The sequence below is a fragment of the Rhodococcus quanlei genome, from assembly GCF_055231015.1.
In genome coordinates this window covers 1-14,057 of the sequence record NZ_JBUYWD010000009.1, presented here as the reverse complement: position 1 = coordinate 14,057, position 14,057 = coordinate 1, and the positions used below count along the sequence as shown (strand labels likewise).

Annotated in this window: 13 protein-coding genes; 10 read left to right on the top strand and 3 right to left on the bottom strand. The window is 63.9% G+C overall.

Annotated elements, in window-relative coordinates; genetic code table 11:
• The first annotated feature begins 28 nt into the window (after positions 1 to 28).
• On the top strand, positions 29 to 1,375 hold the full coding sequence (locus ACZI8Q_RS07405; RefSeq protein ID WP_463372867.1) for a DNA polymerase IV: 1,347 nt from the start codon (positions 29 to 31) through the stop codon (positions 1,373 to 1,375).
• A gap of 135 nt (positions 1,376 to 1,510) precedes the next feature.
• Positions 1,511 to 2,002 carry a WKL family lipoprotein gene (locus tag ACZI8Q_RS07400; RefSeq protein WP_463372866.1) on the top strand — a complete coding sequence of 164 codons (492 nt, stop codon included), beginning with the start codon at positions 1,511 to 1,513 and terminating at the stop codon, positions 2,000 to 2,002.
• Positions 2,003 to 2,085: 83 nt separating this feature from the next.
• On the opposite strand, the gene ACZI8Q_RS07395 is transcribed toward ACZI8Q_RS07400, so the two are convergent.
• Together ACZI8Q_RS07395 and ACZI8Q_RS07390 are read right to left on the bottom strand one after the other, a co-directional pair.
• The gene (locus ACZI8Q_RS07395) at positions 2,086 to 2,832 is read right to left on the bottom strand and encodes a sensor domain-containing protein (RefSeq protein ID WP_463372865.1); all 747 of its coding nucleotides are present in this window, start codon (positions 2,830 to 2,832) and stop codon (positions 2,086 to 2,088) included.
• The gene (locus tag ACZI8Q_RS07390; protein ID WP_463372864.1) at positions 2,829 to 3,824 is read right to left on the bottom strand and encodes a hypothetical protein; all 996 of its coding nucleotides are present in this window, start codon (positions 3,822 to 3,824) and stop codon (positions 2,829 to 2,831) included. Before ACZI8Q_RS07390 ends, ACZI8Q_RS07395 begins: the two co-directional genes overlap by 4 nt.
• Before the next feature lie 67 nt (positions 3,825 to 3,891).
• On the opposite strand from ACZI8Q_RS07390, the gene lspA reads away from it, so the two are divergent.
• The 4 genes from lspA to dnaE all read left to right on the top strand — a co-directional run bounded on the left by lspA (position 3,892) and on the right by dnaE (position 9,770).
• Positions 3,892 to 4,491 carry a signal peptidase II gene (gene lspA / locus ACZI8Q_RS07385; protein ID WP_463372863.1) on the top strand — a complete coding sequence of 200 codons (600 nt, stop codon included), beginning with the start codon at positions 3,892 to 3,894 and terminating at the stop codon, positions 4,489 to 4,491.
• Between the two features lie 17 nt (positions 4,492 to 4,508).
• Positions 4,509 to 5,417, top strand: coding sequence for an RluA family pseudouridine synthase (locus ACZI8Q_RS07380; protein WP_463372887.1), 909 nt, complete (start codon positions 4,509 to 4,511; stop codon positions 5,415 to 5,417).
• Positions 5,389 to 6,072: a hypothetical protein gene (locus ACZI8Q_RS07375; protein WP_463372862.1), complete on the top strand. Its 684-nt coding sequence runs from the start codon at positions 5,389 to 5,391 to the stop codon at positions 6,070 to 6,072. Before ACZI8Q_RS07380 ends, ACZI8Q_RS07375 begins: the two co-directional genes overlap by 29 nt.
• A 161-nt stretch (positions 6,073 to 6,233) precedes the next feature.
• A complete protein-coding gene (dnaE, locus tag ACZI8Q_RS07370) occupies positions 6,234 to 9,770 on the top strand; it encodes a DNA polymerase III subunit alpha (protein WP_463372861.1) in 3,537 nt (1,178 codons plus the stop codon).
• Here dnaE and ACZI8Q_RS07365 read toward each other — a convergent pair.
• Positions 9,767 to 9,994 (bottom strand): hypothetical protein, encoded by a 228-nt coding sequence (locus ACZI8Q_RS07365; RefSeq protein ID WP_463372860.1) that lies wholly within the window; start codon positions 9,992 to 9,994, stop codon positions 9,767 to 9,769. The genes dnaE and ACZI8Q_RS07365 overlap by 4 nt on opposite strands.
• Before the next feature lie 113 nt (positions 9,995 to 10,107).
• Here ACZI8Q_RS07365 and ACZI8Q_RS07360 point away from each other — a divergent pair, with 113 nt between their 5' ends.
• From ACZI8Q_RS07360 to ACZI8Q_RS07345, 4 genes are all read left to right on the top strand, one after another.
• Complete coding sequence (locus tag ACZI8Q_RS07360) at positions 10,108 to 10,542, top strand: nitroreductase family deazaflavin-dependent oxidoreductase (protein WP_463372859.1); 435 nt, start codon at positions 10,108 to 10,110, stop codon at positions 10,540 to 10,542.
• A 45-nt stretch (positions 10,543 to 10,587) separates the two neighbouring features.
• Positions 10,588 to 12,363, top strand: coding sequence for a pyruvate dehydrogenase (locus ACZI8Q_RS07355; protein ID WP_463372858.1), 1,776 nt, complete (start codon positions 10,588 to 10,590; stop codon positions 12,361 to 12,363).
• A gap of 43 nt (positions 12,364 to 12,406) precedes the next feature.
• Positions 12,407 to 13,762, top strand: a complete 1,356-nt coding sequence (ilvA, locus tag ACZI8Q_RS07350; protein WP_463372857.1) for a threonine ammonia-lyase IlvA — start codon at positions 12,407 to 12,409, stop codon at positions 13,760 to 13,762.
• 120 nt (positions 13,763 to 13,882) lie between these two features.
• Positions 13,883 to 14,057: helix-turn-helix domain-containing protein (locus ACZI8Q_RS07345; protein WP_463372563.1), on the top strand; the 175-nt coding region annotated here is incomplete at its 3' end.

The following is a 14,057-nucleotide window of genomic DNA, read 5'->3' as shown; positions in this document are numbered from 1 at the left end:
TGTCTGCACCTACCGATAGCGTGACCGCGTGAGCCGTCGCTGGGTCCTGCATCTGGACATGGATGCGTTCTTCGCGTCTGTGGAGCAACTGACGCGTCCCACCCTGCGCGGCAGACCGGTCCTGGTCGGTGGGCTCGGTGGCCGAGGTGTGGTCGCCGGCGCCAGCTACGAAGCTCGCGTCTTCGGCGCGAGGTCGGCGATGCCGATGCACCAGGCGCGACGCCTCGTCGGTGCCGGTGTGGTGGTGCTGCCGCCGCGTGGCGCGTTGTACGGGCTGCTCAGCAGACAGGTGTTCGACGTGCTGAGAACCCGGATGCCGATTCTCGAGCAGCTGTCGATGGATGAGGCATTCGGCGAGCCCGCCGAACTCGTGGGTGCGGACCGGGAGACCGTCACACGGTTCTGCGATGACCTGCGGGCGTTGGTGCTGGCGGAAACAGGTCTCGTCGCCTCGATCGGTGCGGGGTCCGGTAAACAGGTGGCGAAGATTGCGTCCGGGTTGGCGAAACCGGACGGTGTCGCGGTGATCACCCCCGAGGAACACCATGCCGTCCTCGACCCACTTCCGGTCCGGAAGTTGTGGGGGATCGGACCGGTTGCGGAGGAAAAGCTGCGCCGCCTGGGTATCGAGACCATCGCCGGGTTCGCCGCCACGTCGGAGGCCGAGGTGGCGGCGATACTCGGCGCCGCAGTCGGCCCCGGGCTGCACCGTCTGGCGAAGGGGATCGATGACAGGCCGGTCGCCGAGCGTGCCGAGTCGAAGCAGGTCAGCGCGGAAACCACGTTTGCATCGGACATTGTGACGCTGGCGCAGCTTCGCGGAGCAGTCGACACTGCCGCCGGGTCGGCCTTCGCGCGGTTGCAGAAGGACGGTCGAGCAGCGCGCACGGTGGTGCTCAAACTCAAGAAGGCGGACATGAGCGTCGTCACCAGATCGACGACGCTGCCATACGCCACCCTCGATCGTCAGGTTCTCGTCGCGGCCGCACAGCGGCAGGTCATCGACCCACTCGAGTTGGGGCCGATCCGTCTCGTCGGTGTGGGCTACTCGGGTCTGTCGATGGTGCACCAGGGTTCGTTGTTTCCCGAATTGGACCTCGAGGTTCCCGGTTACGGGTCCGGTGACAGCAACGATCAGGTAATCGGTGAGGAGGGTGGTGTCGGATCGGTACACGTTTCACCGGTCGGGGGTGTGTGGCACGCAGGTCTCGACGTCGTCCATCCCGAGTACGGTCACGGTTGGGTGCAGGGTGCCGGCCACGGTGTGGTCACCGTCCGCTTCGAGACACGCTCCACCGGACCGGGAATCGCCCGTACCTTCGACGCGGGGGACGCGCATCTCGAACGTGTGGGGGCGGAGGGCTGTCTCGAATAAGGGTACCCTCCGTTACTTGGTCACTACCATTGGGTAAGGTTGGCGCGAGCAGTATCTCGATGATTGGATCTCGGGGAAAATACGACCCCGAGGAAACTCGACAACGAAGAGGACACTGAGTTGAAGCTCCGCAAGATGTCGGTCGCCGCAGTCGCGATCGCCGCCGCACTGACCATGTCCGCCTGTTCGGATGATTCCGGTGACACGGCGACCGAAACCACCACGACCACCGCAGCGGTCACCACGACCGAGGAGGCGGCACTCGAGCTTCCCACCGCTGCAGACCTGAACGCGCTGCTCATGAAGGGTCTCGATCCCAACGTGCCGCTCGAGGAAAAGACCGCGATGGTCGAGGGATCCGAGCAGGACCCCGAACTCATCAACCAGGTTGCGGCTGCGGCCCAGCAGTTCGGCGCCGAGGTCACGGTTCTCGAACCGGTCATCGATCAAGGTGACGGCACCGCCTCGGCTCAGCTTCAGCTGACCGTCAACGGTGAGGTTCAGCAGGGTGGCCTCGCTGCTACCTTCGTCCCGGCCGAGGACGGATCGTGGAAGCTGTCCAAGGCGACCGCGTGCCAGATCGTGGGCATGGCGCAGCTGACGTCCCCGGCATGCCCGGCGGCCTGATAGACGCTGCCGGCCTCTGAGGTCCGTACACGAAGAAGTCCTGGGGCTCGCGCATCGCGAGTTCCAGGACTTCTTTTTGTCCGCTACGCAGGCGGCTGGGAAAGCTTGCGTACCGCGGTATCGGTCATCTCGGCGAAGACTCCGGGGTCGATCGGAGTCTGCCCGGTGGCGGCCAACTGCACGAGGGAGTTTCCCACCGCGACGAGGACGAGATCGGATGTGAGGGTGAACCCTTCGCTCGTGGTGACGAGCCGGTATGCAGTCGAGGCGTCACCGGCCGGACGCTGTTCACGGCCGCCGAGAGCGTAGCTGATCTCGACGCCGTCGACATCGGTGCCGCGATATTCGGTGCACTGTCCGAGTGTCTCCTGAACCGTCGCGAAGGCGCGTTCCGTCGCTTCGGGGTCCGAATAGGTGGCGACGCCCTGGTCGATACTCGAGAAGTCGGGTCCGGTGAACGTCACTGTCGCCGAACCGACAACGCCGACGCTCTGTTCGGCGAGCGGTGCGAGCACATCGGCGCACCGTTCGGGGTCGGTGCTCGACTTGTCCGTTTCCGAGGTTGCGTCTGCGGGTGGCAATCCGAGGTCTTCGGGGGACGGAGCCTGTACGAACCCGACAGGCAGATCGGCGGATGTCAGCAATCGCGCGCGCAGCGCGTCGTCGTCCGGGGGTGGTCCCGCCGTGTCGTTCGGAGGAATCGTCACAGTGGGACCGATCGGACCGAGTCGAGGCGATTCGTGTTCGCTCCCGGTGGAGCAGCCGGCGACGGCGATCAGAACAGCCCCTGCGACGAAGCCCGCTCGCACCTTCGGATCGCGCCGTGTCACGGCGTCGCCCACTCGACGTGGTTCGTGATCGTCTGCATCAGTTGGGTCGTTCCGCCGGGGTCGCTGTAGCGCTGCTCGCCGCCGACGGTCACCGTGCCTGCCACGGGCAGTGGCTTGTCCAGCTCGATGGTCATGCCGCCGTTTCCGGACATGACGTACTGGTCGATGTTCAACGACCCCGAATCGCCTTCGAGGTTCCAGACCGCGGATCGCGGCTTCTGGTCCACCACGAACTCGATGGTCAGACGGTTGCCCTCGCGTGCGGTCAGCGTGGCCGTCGTCGTCTGGTCGAGCGTGATACCACTGGTTACCTGCTGGCGGACCGTCCACTGGGCGCCTACCCCGATCGGGGTGTCGGGGAAGGGGAGAGTGCGATAAACAGCTTGGTAGAAGGCTTGTTCGATTGCGGACCTAGCTACGTCCGGTGCGTCTTCGGCCGGCTGTATCCGAAGAGCCGTGATCGCGCCGTTGGGCTGAACTGTCAGGTCGACACCCGAACCCTCGCTGTGTGACAACGCGCCGTCGAGTGTGCCATCCGGGGTGGCGGCGTCTCCGATGGTGAGTTCGACGGTGTGCAGATCCGAGTCGGCCGATCGCTGGTCGCTGTCGTTTCCTGCGTCCACGTCCGTGTTCGGCGTCTGCTCCGCCACCTCCGCCGAGAGCGGCAAGGTCAGTTCAGGGGTGGAGAAGTCCTGTGGTGGCTGGTCGTCGATCTGCTGGGAGACCTGCGAACTCGTGGTCAGGACCACGTCCTGGGTTGCTTCGGGGGGCGGCCGATGGCGTACGACCTCGCGCGGTTCGGCGCCGTCCGTGATCACCTCCACCTCGGCCGCGGATATGGGAACGGTTACTTCGGAGGGCGGCGAATCCGGCTGTGCACCGGCCTCCCCGGTTCCGGTGTCGTCGCTACAGGAGGTGATCAGAGTGGCGAGGGACAGCGTCAGCGCAACCAGGCAGGATCGGGTTCGCGATGCTTTGAACTTCGATGGCACGACACCCAGGCTAGTAGCCATGGGTCCACGTGAGCCGGAGGTTCCCCTCGTAAGGGATGATGAAGGCGTGAGTCACGACCCTCCTTTCGAAAACCAGACCGACTCCGAGCACCGGACCGATCTCGATCCGAAAGCTGCGGAGCCGCCGCCTGGCGGTGACGATGCGGCTGATCCACGGGAGCGACGCCGCATGCCGCTGCTGATCCTGGTCGGGGCAGTGATCCTGGTGTTCGACCTCGTCACCAAGATCATTGCGGTCGCCAAAATAGAGCCGGGGGAGCCGGTGTGGCTCGTCGGCGACATCGTGTCGCTGCGGCTGGTTCGGAACCCCGGCGCCGCCTTCTCGATGGCGACGGGCATGACGTGGTTGTTGACGCTTGTGGCCGTTGCAGTGGTAATCGCGGTGGTGCGGATCGGGCGAACACTGCATTCTTCGTGGTGGGCGTTCGGCCTCGGGCTGGTGCTCGGAGGTGCGCTCGGCAACCTGGTCGACCGGTTCTTCCGATCACCCGGGTTCTTGCAGGGCCACGTGGTCGACTTCGTGTCGATCGGGTGGTGGCCGGTGTTCAACGTGGCGGACTCCGCCATCGTGTGCGGTGCGATCCTGCTCGTGGCGCTGACACTCTTCGGAATCGACCCCAGCGACACCCGGAAGGGAGAGAAGTGACGAGAGAAACCCGGTCCATGCCGGTACCGGACGGGCTCGAGGCCATGCGCGTCGACGCCGGCCTGGCACGTCTGCTCGGATTGTCGCGGACAGCCGTGGCACAACTGACGGAGGAAGGCTCCGTTCACGTCGACGGTGGTGCGGTCGGCAAGTCGGATCGGTTGACGGCCGGTTCGTGGCTCGAGGTTCAACTACCCGAGCCGCCGCGGCCGCTCACGATCGAAGCTCAGCCCGTCGAGGGTATGGAAATTCTGTACTCGGACGACGATGTGGTGGCTGTGGACAAACCGGTGGGTGTAGCGGCCCATGCCAGCGTCGGCTGGACCGGTCCGACTGTGATCGGTGGCCTGGCTGCGGCAGGCTTCCGGATTTCGACGTCCGGTTCCCACGAGCGTCAGGGCATCGTCCATCGACTCGACGTCGGAACGTCGGGTGTGATGGTGGTGGCGACCTCCGAGCGGGCCTACACACTGCTCAAGCGGGCGTTCAAGCAGCGCACCATCGACAAGCGTTATCACGCGCTGGTGCAGGGGCATCCTGATCCGAGCAGCGGCACCATCGACGCCCCGATCGGGCGCCATCGCAGCAACGACTGGAAGTTTGCCGTCACCGCGGATGGTAAACCCAGCGTGACGCACTACGACACGGTCGAGGCCTTCCAGGCTGCGAGCCTGTTGGACATTCATCTCGAGACCGGCCGAACCCATCAGATTCGTGTGCACTTCGCGGCGCTTCGGCATCCGTGTTGTGGAGACCAGACCTACGGTGCCGATCCGCGTCTGGCCGAACGTCTCGGGTTGGAGCGGCAGTGGCTGCATGCACGGTCCCTCGGTTTCGCTCACCCATCCGATGGCCGGTGGGTGGAGATCACCAGCAAGTATCCGAAGGACCTCGAGGATGCGCTCGAAGTTCTCCGGGCCACCTGAGGTGCGACGCGCGGGTCAGGTGGTCGTGGCCCTCGCTGCGGCCGGGGCGCTGCTGTTCGCGATCGGGGTGCTCAACCCGCCCCTGCCGCGCCCCGTAACCACCGACCGGCTCGGTCCTGAGAACGGTGAGTCTGTGGCGGCGTACATCGCCCGAGCGGGCGAGAATCGAGACTCGGCGAGCGGATCCGACGCACGCTGGGGGTTGGTGTCGTTCGAGCGCGCGGTCGGAACCTTCACGGTTCGTGACATTGCGGGGTCGGTGCGGGTGTCTCGAGTGCTGTTCCAGGTGCCACTGGATCGGGTGCAGACCCCGGTCGTCTCCGTCGCGGTCGGGGCGTCGGACGCGGCTCTGGGGCGTGCAAGCGGGTTCGCGGCAGCGCAGGTTCGACTGAGCGGAGCGACGACCGAGCGCGCGCAGAAGATTCTCGGCGTCTCGTCCGAACGGTTGGCCATGGGCTGTGAATGTGTCGTGGGCGTGTTGGCACATGCAGACCCTGCTGCACTCTTTGCCCTGGAGCAGACACCGGATGTGCGCGTTGTCGAGGTGATGGATGTCGCCGTGCCGTACGGGCAGTTCGCGGTACGTCCGTTGCTGCCTTCGCATCGCGTCGTCGTCGGGCCGGGCCCGGACGACGGGCAGGTCCCCGACAACTGAGCGAAGTGGGACAATCGTTGCGGAAGTGACCCGAGTGACGGCAGGGTTCGTGACACACGGTGACACGGTCACGGCATGCCCGACACCGGCGCGAGGGTGAGCGATCGTGTCGGGCCGAGGGCCTACACTCGGAACGCTCCCAAACCTTCAGAGAGGCGCACGTGGCTGACTCGTTCGTACATCTGCACAACCACACCGAGTACTCGATGCTCGACGGTGCCGCCAAGGTCGGACCGTTGTTCGACGAGGCCGCGCGGCAGGAGATGACCGCGGTGGGGATGACGGACCACGGCAACATGTACGGCGCCAGTGAGTTCTACAACGTCGCGAAGGACAAGGGCATCAAGCCCATCATCGGTATCGAGGCGTACGTCGCGCCCGAGTCGCGGTTCAACACCAAGCGCGTGCTGTGGGGTGAACGCAGCCAGAAGTCGGACGACGTCTCGGGTAGCGGTGCGTACACGCACATGACGATGTTCGCGGAGAACTCGACGGGTGTGCGCAATCTGTTCAAGCTGTCCTCGCTCGCGTCGATCGAGGGACAGCTCGGCAAATGGGCACGCATGGACGAGGACCTCATTGCCGCCAATCACGAGGGGATCATCGCCACGACGGGGTGCCCGTCGGGTGAGATTCAGACTCGTCTGCGTCTCGGTCACGAACGGGAGGCTCTCGAGGCGGCGGCGAAGTGGCAGGAGATCTGGGGCAAGGACAACTTCTTCCTCGAACTGATGGACCACGGGCTCTCGATCGAGACTCGGGTGCGCGAGGGCCTGCTGAAGATCAGCAAGACGCTGGGAATCCCTCCGCTGGCGACCAACGACTGCCACTACGTCACCAAGGATGCAGCCGAGAATCACGAGGCGCTTCTGTGCATTCAGACGGGCAAGACCCTGTCGGATCCCACTCGCTTCAAGTTCGGCGGCGACGGCTACTACCTCAAGTCCGCCGCGGAAATGCGAGCCATCTGGGACGACGAGGTTCCCGGCGCTTGTGACAACACGCTGCTCATTGCGGAGCGGGTGCAGTCCTACGAAGACGTGTGGACGCACCGTGATCGGATGCCCGTCTTCCCGGTGCCGGAGGGGGAGACCCAGGGAAGTTGGTTGCGCAAGGAGGTGCAGCGCGGCCTCGAGAGGCGGTTCCCGAGCGGCCCGCCACAGGAGTACCTTTCGCGGGCCGACTACGAGATCGGCGTCATCCTCGAGATGGGTTTCCCAGCTTACTTTCTGGTGGTCGGTGACCTCATCAATCATGCCCGCGACGTGGGTATCCGGGTGGGGCCGGGCCGTGGTTCCGCGGCCGGTTCGCTCGTCGCGTACGCGATGGGCATCACCAACATCGACCCGCTCCCGCACGGTTTGCTGTTCGAGCGATTCCTCAATCCCGAGCGTGTGTCGATGCCCGATATCGATATCGACTTCGACGACCGCCGTCGCGGTGAGATGGTCCGCTACGCGACGGACAAGTGGGGTAGCGACCGGGTGGCTCAGGTCATCACCTTCGGCACCATCAAGACGAAGGCTGCGATCAAGGACTCGGCGCGTGTGCAGTTCGGGCAGCCGGGGTTCGCGATCGCCGATCAGATCACCAAGGCGCTGCCGCCACCGATCATGGCGAAGGACATCTCGGTCGCGGGTATCACCGACCCCAACCACGAGCGGTACAAGGAAGCCGTCGAGGTCCGCACTCTCATCGACTCCAACCCGGACGTCGCCAAGATCTACCAAACAGCCAAGGGGCTCGAGGGCCTGATCCGAAACGCAGGCGTCCACGCCTGTGCGGTGATCATGTCGTCCGAGCCGTTGATGGACGCGATACCGCTGTGGAAGCGCGCACAGGACGGCGCGATCATCACGGGATGGGATTATCCGTCGTGTGAAGCCATCGGGCTGCTCAAGATGGACTTCCTCGGTCTGCGAAACCTCACGGTCATCGGTGACGCGATCGACAACATCAAGTCCAACCGCGGCATCGAACTGGACCTCGACACGTTGCCCCTCGACGATCCGGCCACCTACGAATTGCTTTCGCGCGGGGACACTCTCGGTGTGTTCCAGCTCGACGGCAGCGCAATGCGCGATTTGCTGCGTCGTATGCAGCCCACCGGGTTCGAGGACATCGTCGCAGTGCTGGCGCTGTATCGACCCGGTCCGATGGGCATGAACGCGCACAACGATTACGCCGACCGCAAGAACGGCCGACAAGAGGTCAGACCGATTCACGCCGAGTTGGCGGAGCCGTTGAAGGAAATTCTCGCCGACACGTATGGATTGATCGTCTACCAGGAGCAGATCATGCAGATCGCTCAGAAGGTGGCTGGATACTCGCTGGGCCGAGCAGACATTCTGCGTCGTGCGATGGGCAAGAAGAAGGCCGAAGTGCTGGCGGCCGAGTTCGAGGGCTTCGAGAAGGGCATGCAGGACAACGGGTTCTCGAAGGACGCGATCAAGGCGCTGTGGGACACGATCCTCCCGTTCGCCGGCTACGCGTTCAACAAGTCACACGCGGCGGGGTACGGTCTCGTCTCGTTCTGGACCGGCTACCTCAAGGCCAACTACCCGGGCGAATACATGGCGGGTTTGCTCACCTCCGTCGGCGACGACAAAGACAAGGCCGCGATCTATCTGGCCGACTGTCGCAAGATGGGCATCACCGTGTTGCCGCCGGATGTCAACGAGTCGGAGGTCAACTTCGCGTCCGTGGGCGAGGACATTCGATTCGGCATGGGCGCGGTTCGCAACGTCGGTGCAAATGTCGTCAACTCGATCATCAAGGCCCGAAACGAAAAGTCGAAGTTCGTCGACTTCTCCGATTATCTGAACAAGATCGACGCGGCGGCGTGCAGCAAGAAGGTCACGGAATCGCTCATCAAGTCGGGCGGGTTCGATTCGCTCGATCACCCGCGCAAGGGGTTGATGTTGGTGCATGCCGACGCCATCGATGCGGTGATGGGCACCAAGAAGGCGGAGGCGATCGGCCAGTTCGATCTGTTCGGCGGCGACGATGCGGACGAGTCGATTTCCTCGGTGTTCAACGTGAAGATCCCGGACGAGGAATGGGATTCGAAGCACAAACTTGCGCTCGAGCGCGAGATGCTGGGTCTGTACGTCTCGGGGCATCCGCTCAACGGCATCGAACACGTGCTGTCGGCACAGTCCGATATCGCTATTCCGACGATTCTCGAAGGCGACGTGAAGGACGGGACTCAGGTCACGGTCGGCGGCATCCTCGCCTCCGTGAACAGACGCATCAACAAGAACGGCCTGACGTGGGCGTCGGCGCAACTCGAGGATCTCACCGGTGGTATCGAGGTGCTGTTCTTCCCGCAGGCGTATGCGGCATACGGGATGGACGTCAACGAGGACACCGTTGTTCTGGTGAAGGCTCGTGTGTCGATTCGCGATGATCGGATCTCGCTGATCGCGAACGACCTCGCGGTACCGGACCTGTCCGCGGTGGGTGTCGCGAAGCCTCTGTCGGTGAGCTTGCCGACACGGCTGTGCACTCCCGACAAGGTGGGGGCACTCAAGCAGGTTCTGACGCGGCACCCGGGTACTTCCGACGTACACCTTCGGTTGATCAGCGGTTCACGAGTCACCATGCTCAAGGTGGACGACGTCTATCGGGTGGAGCCGTCTTCGGCGTTGATGGGAGACCTCAAGGCCCTGCTCGGGCCGGGCTGCCTGGCGGTCTAGACACCGTGGCGCAGATGGATGCGCCGGCCCCACCACACTGTGACGGCCACGGCAGCTGCGATGAGGACAGCGGGTTCGAGGGAACCGATCACGACGAATGTGCCGAGAAGAACTACGACACCGACTATCAGCGCCTCGAGTTTGTACAGCGGCCACCGTGTTCCTGCGACGTCGACGTAGGGGAGCCGGGAGCCGAGCCCTACGTCCGATTCGCTGGTGGTCATGACTCGAGGGTAATCCCACATCAGAGTTCGGTCCAGCGAACTCTGATGTGTGGGTGTGCGTTATCTACCTGATTCGGTGGCCGATACCGGCTGTTCGGGTGTTTCATGGACGTATGCCACTTTCAGGTGAATTCGAACGGAGCACATCCAATTGGGCCGCCGACCAGGCCGAACTGATCGAGAAGTCCGGAGGAACCGAAGGCACTGTCCTCCAAGGAATGCCTGTCGTCCTTCTCACGACCAAGGGCGCCAAGACCGGCAAGATCCGCAAGACACCGCTCATGCGGGTCGAGCACGAGGGGAACTACGCGATCGTCGCCTCGCTCGGCGGAGCGCCCAAGAACCCGGTTTGGTACTACAACGTGAAGAAGAACCCGCTCGTGGAACTGCGGGACGGAACGACCAACCAGGACATGGTTGCTCGGGAGATCACGGGGGATGAGAAGGCAACGTGGTGGGAGCGCGCAGTGGCCGCTTTCCCGCCATATGCCGACTACCAGAAGAAGACGGAGCGCGAGATTCCCGTCTTCGTCCTCGAGTCGGTGTAGTTCGGCCGACAGTCTGTCCATTCGCGACCGACCCCGGAGGTATCAGTGAGTGACCGTACAGTGGCCGAGCAAATCGTTCGTCAACTCCGTGATGCTGGGGTGCACAGGATCTACGGCATCGTCGGAGACAGTTTGAATCCGATAGTCGACGCGGTGCGCCGCATCGGAACTGCCGAGGACGGCGGTATCGACTGGGTCCACGTGCGACACGAGGAAGGGGCGGCGTTCGCGGCTTCGGCAGAAGCACAGATCACCGGTACGTTGGCGGTCTGCGCCGGCTCGTGCGGGCCGGGCAATCTACATCTGATCAACGGCCTGTACGACGCCGATCGGTCGGGTGCACCGGTACTGGCGATCGCCGCCCAGATTCCGAGCGAGCAGGTCGGACTCGAATACTTCCAGGAGACTCATCCTGATCGTCTGTTCGTCGAATGTTCCCGATACAACGAGTTGATCTCGACTCCGGCCCAGTCTCCGAGAGTCGTGGGTTCCGCGATCACTCACGCGATGGCCGGGCCTGGGGTTGCCGTCATCACGCTGCCTGGAGATATCGCCGCATTGCCGGCGGAGGGTTCCGCGCCGGCGATCGTCGAGACGCGCGCGCCGCGCTTGGTGCCGGCCGACGAGGACGTCGCGGCGTTGGCGAGGGCCATCGACTCCGCGAACAAGGTTGCGATCTTCGCGGGTGTAGGCGTGCGTGGTGCCCGGGACAAGGTTATCGAACTTGCCGACAAACTCGGTGCTCCGATCGGGCACAGCTTGCGTGGTAAGGAATGGATCCAATACGACAACCCGTTCGACGTCGGCATGACGGGGTTGCTCGGATACGGCGCAGCCCATTCAGGCATGCATGGCGCAGACCTCTTGCTGTTGGTGGGTACCGACTTTCCGTACAACCAGTTTCTGCCGGACGATGTCGTCACGGCCCAGATCGACAACAATGCGCAGAACATCGGCCGGAGAACCGACGTGAACCTCGCCGTTCACGGTGACGTGACCGCCACGATGGAGGCGCTGCTTCCCGTCGTGCAACGTAAGACGGATCGCTCGTTCCTCGACGGAATGCTCGAAAAGCACCGCAACCTGATGACGAAGGTCGTCGGCGCCTACACGAGTCCGGTCGGGCAGAGGACACCCATTCATCCCGAGTACGCCGCATCGATCCTCGACGACGTGGCTGCCGCCGACGCGATCGTCACCGCCGACACGGGAATGTGCAATGTATGGGCGGCCCGCTACGTCAGCCCCAACGGGAAGCGGCGCTTTCTGACGTCTGCGTTGCACGGGAGCATGGCGAACGCACTCCCGCACGCGATCGGCGCGCAGATGGCGGAGCCGAAACGGCAGGTCATCTCGATGTCCGGTGACGGTGGCCTGTCCATGCTGTTGGGCGAACTGGTCACCCTGGCCATGTACCGGCTGCCGGTGAAAATCGTACTCTTCGACAACTCGACCCTCGGCATGGTCAAGCTCGAGATGCTGGTGGACGGCCTGCCGGATTTCGGCGTGGATGTGCCCTCGGTCGACTATGCGGCCGTCGGGGCAGCCCTCGGAATCTTCTCGACACGCATCGAGAATCCCACAGACATCGAATCGGGGTTGCGCGAAGCTTTTGCGCACGACGGGCCGGCGCTCGTCGATATCGTCACCGACCCCCGCGCACTCTCGTTGCCGCCCACGATCACCGGCGAACAGGTCGGTGGCTTCGCTTTGGCGATGTCCAAGGTCGTGATGAACGGTGGTGTCGGCGAAGCGGTGCAGATGGCGAAGGCGAACATCAGGAACATTCCCCGGCCGTCTCAGTTCTCCAGCGGCGGGTGAACCCGCGTGAGCGCCGACCCCGGGCAGGTGGGAACATATACGGGTGTCTACCTCGCCCGATACCGCAGATTCGACCGACATCTTCGACGTGATCAACGCACGTGAGATCGACGCTGCCGCCGAGCGAATTTCCGAGGTGATCGCAGCGACACCGCTCCAAGTGAGTGACCGCCTGTCCGCCGAGACCGGCGCCACGGTGTACCTCAAACGTGAAGACCTCCAGGTGGTGCGCAGCTACAAGCTGCGGGGCGCCTACAACCTGATGGCTCAGTTGACCGGCGCGGAGCGTGCCGTCGGAGTCGTCACCGCCAGCGCTGGCAACCACGCCCAGGGCGTCGCGTTCGCGTGCCGTGCGATGGCGATCAAGGGGCGCATCTATGTGCCGACGAAAACGCCGAAACAAAAGCGCGACCGGATTCGAGTTCACGGCGGCGACTTCGTCGAGTTGATCGTCACCGGTGACACCTTCGACGCCGCGGCGGCCGCGGCCAAGGACGATGCTGCCCGTACCGGTGCCACCATGGTTCCCCCGTTCGACGACGCACGTACCGCGGCAGGGCAGGGCACGATTGCCGTGGAGATTCTCGATCAGTTGGGTCAGGCCCCGGATCACGTCGTCGTCCCGGTCGGTGGCGGTGGATGCATTGCCGGCATAGGAACGTATCTGCGCGAGCGCGCCCCGGAAACGGCGCTCGTCGGAGTGGAGCCGTCGGGTGCGGCGTCGTTGACTGCGGCACTCGTGGCAGGCGGGCCGGTGACGCTCGACGACATCGACCCGTTCGTGGACGGGGCGTCGGTGCAGCGGATCGGTGACCTCCCGTACGCCGTGATGTCGAAACTCGGTGCCGCGGTGATTTCCCACTCCTCGCTGCCGCTCATCGCAGCGCCCGCTTCTGTGCGCAGGCCAGGTGAATCGTTCGCGGTCACCCAGGTCGACGAGGGAGCGATCTGCACGGCAATGCTCGACCTGTACCAGAACGAAGGCATCATCGCGGAACCTGCGGGTGCGATGTCGGTGGCTGTGCTGGAGACGATGGCGATCGAACCGGGTTCCACTGTCGTATGTCTCGTCTCCGGCGGCAACAACGACGTGTCACGGTACGGCGAGATCCTCGAACGTTCGCTGGTGCATCTCGGACTGAAGCACTATTTCCTCGTCGACTTCCCGCAGGAGCCGGGAGCACTCCGTAGGTTCCTCGACGAGGTGCTGGGACCGGGAGACGACATCACGTTGTTCGAGTACGTCAAACGCAACAACCGTGAGACCGGGGCCGCGCTGGTCGGTATCGAACTCGGTAAGGCAGACGAACTCAGTGCCCTGCTCGACCGGATGGAGAACTCGCGTATGCAGGTGGAGCGGTTGGAACCGGGCAGCCCCGCCTACCGCTACCTCACCTGACCCTTCTTCCTGTGAGTGGTTGACGAGTCTCTGGACTCGTGTCTGAGTTCAGGACATGCAGGACAGTTGATGTTTCAGGACATCGAGGACACTCACAGTCCACTCTGGTGACATTCAGGGATGGGCGGAAAAGGGTTTTCGATGAATCCGATCATCGTGGAAGCAGTAGCCAAGGTGGCCGGCGGGACACAGATCAATGTGTCCCGCCTGTGCCGCGAACAGGGCATTTCCCGCAACACCTTCTACACGCTGGTGCACCGTTTCGGTGACGAGGGCGCGTTTGCGTTCACCGCAC

Bases quoted from the DNA above. Each gene is read 5' to 3' on its own strand.
- ACZI8Q_RS07400 (WP_463372866.1), top strand. From the start codon at position 1,511: ATGTCGGTCGCCGCAGTCGCGATCGCCGCCGCACTGACCATGTCCGCC.
- ACZI8Q_RS07380 (WP_463372887.1), top strand. From the start codon at position 4,509: ATGCCGGTACCGGACGGGCTCGAGGCCATGCGCGTCGACGCCGGCCTG.
- ACZI8Q_RS07375 (WP_463372862.1), top strand. From the start codon at position 5,389: ATGCGCTCGAAGTTCTCCGGGCCACCTGAGGTGCGACGCGCGGGTCAG.
- ACZI8Q_RS07365 (WP_463372860.1), bottom strand. From the start codon at position 9,994: ATGACCACCAGCGAATCGGACGTAGGGCTCGGCTCCCGGCTCCCCTAC.
- ACZI8Q_RS07360 (WP_463372859.1), top strand. From the start codon at position 10,108: ATGCCACTTTCAGGTGAATTCGAACGGAGCACATCCAATTGGGCCGCC.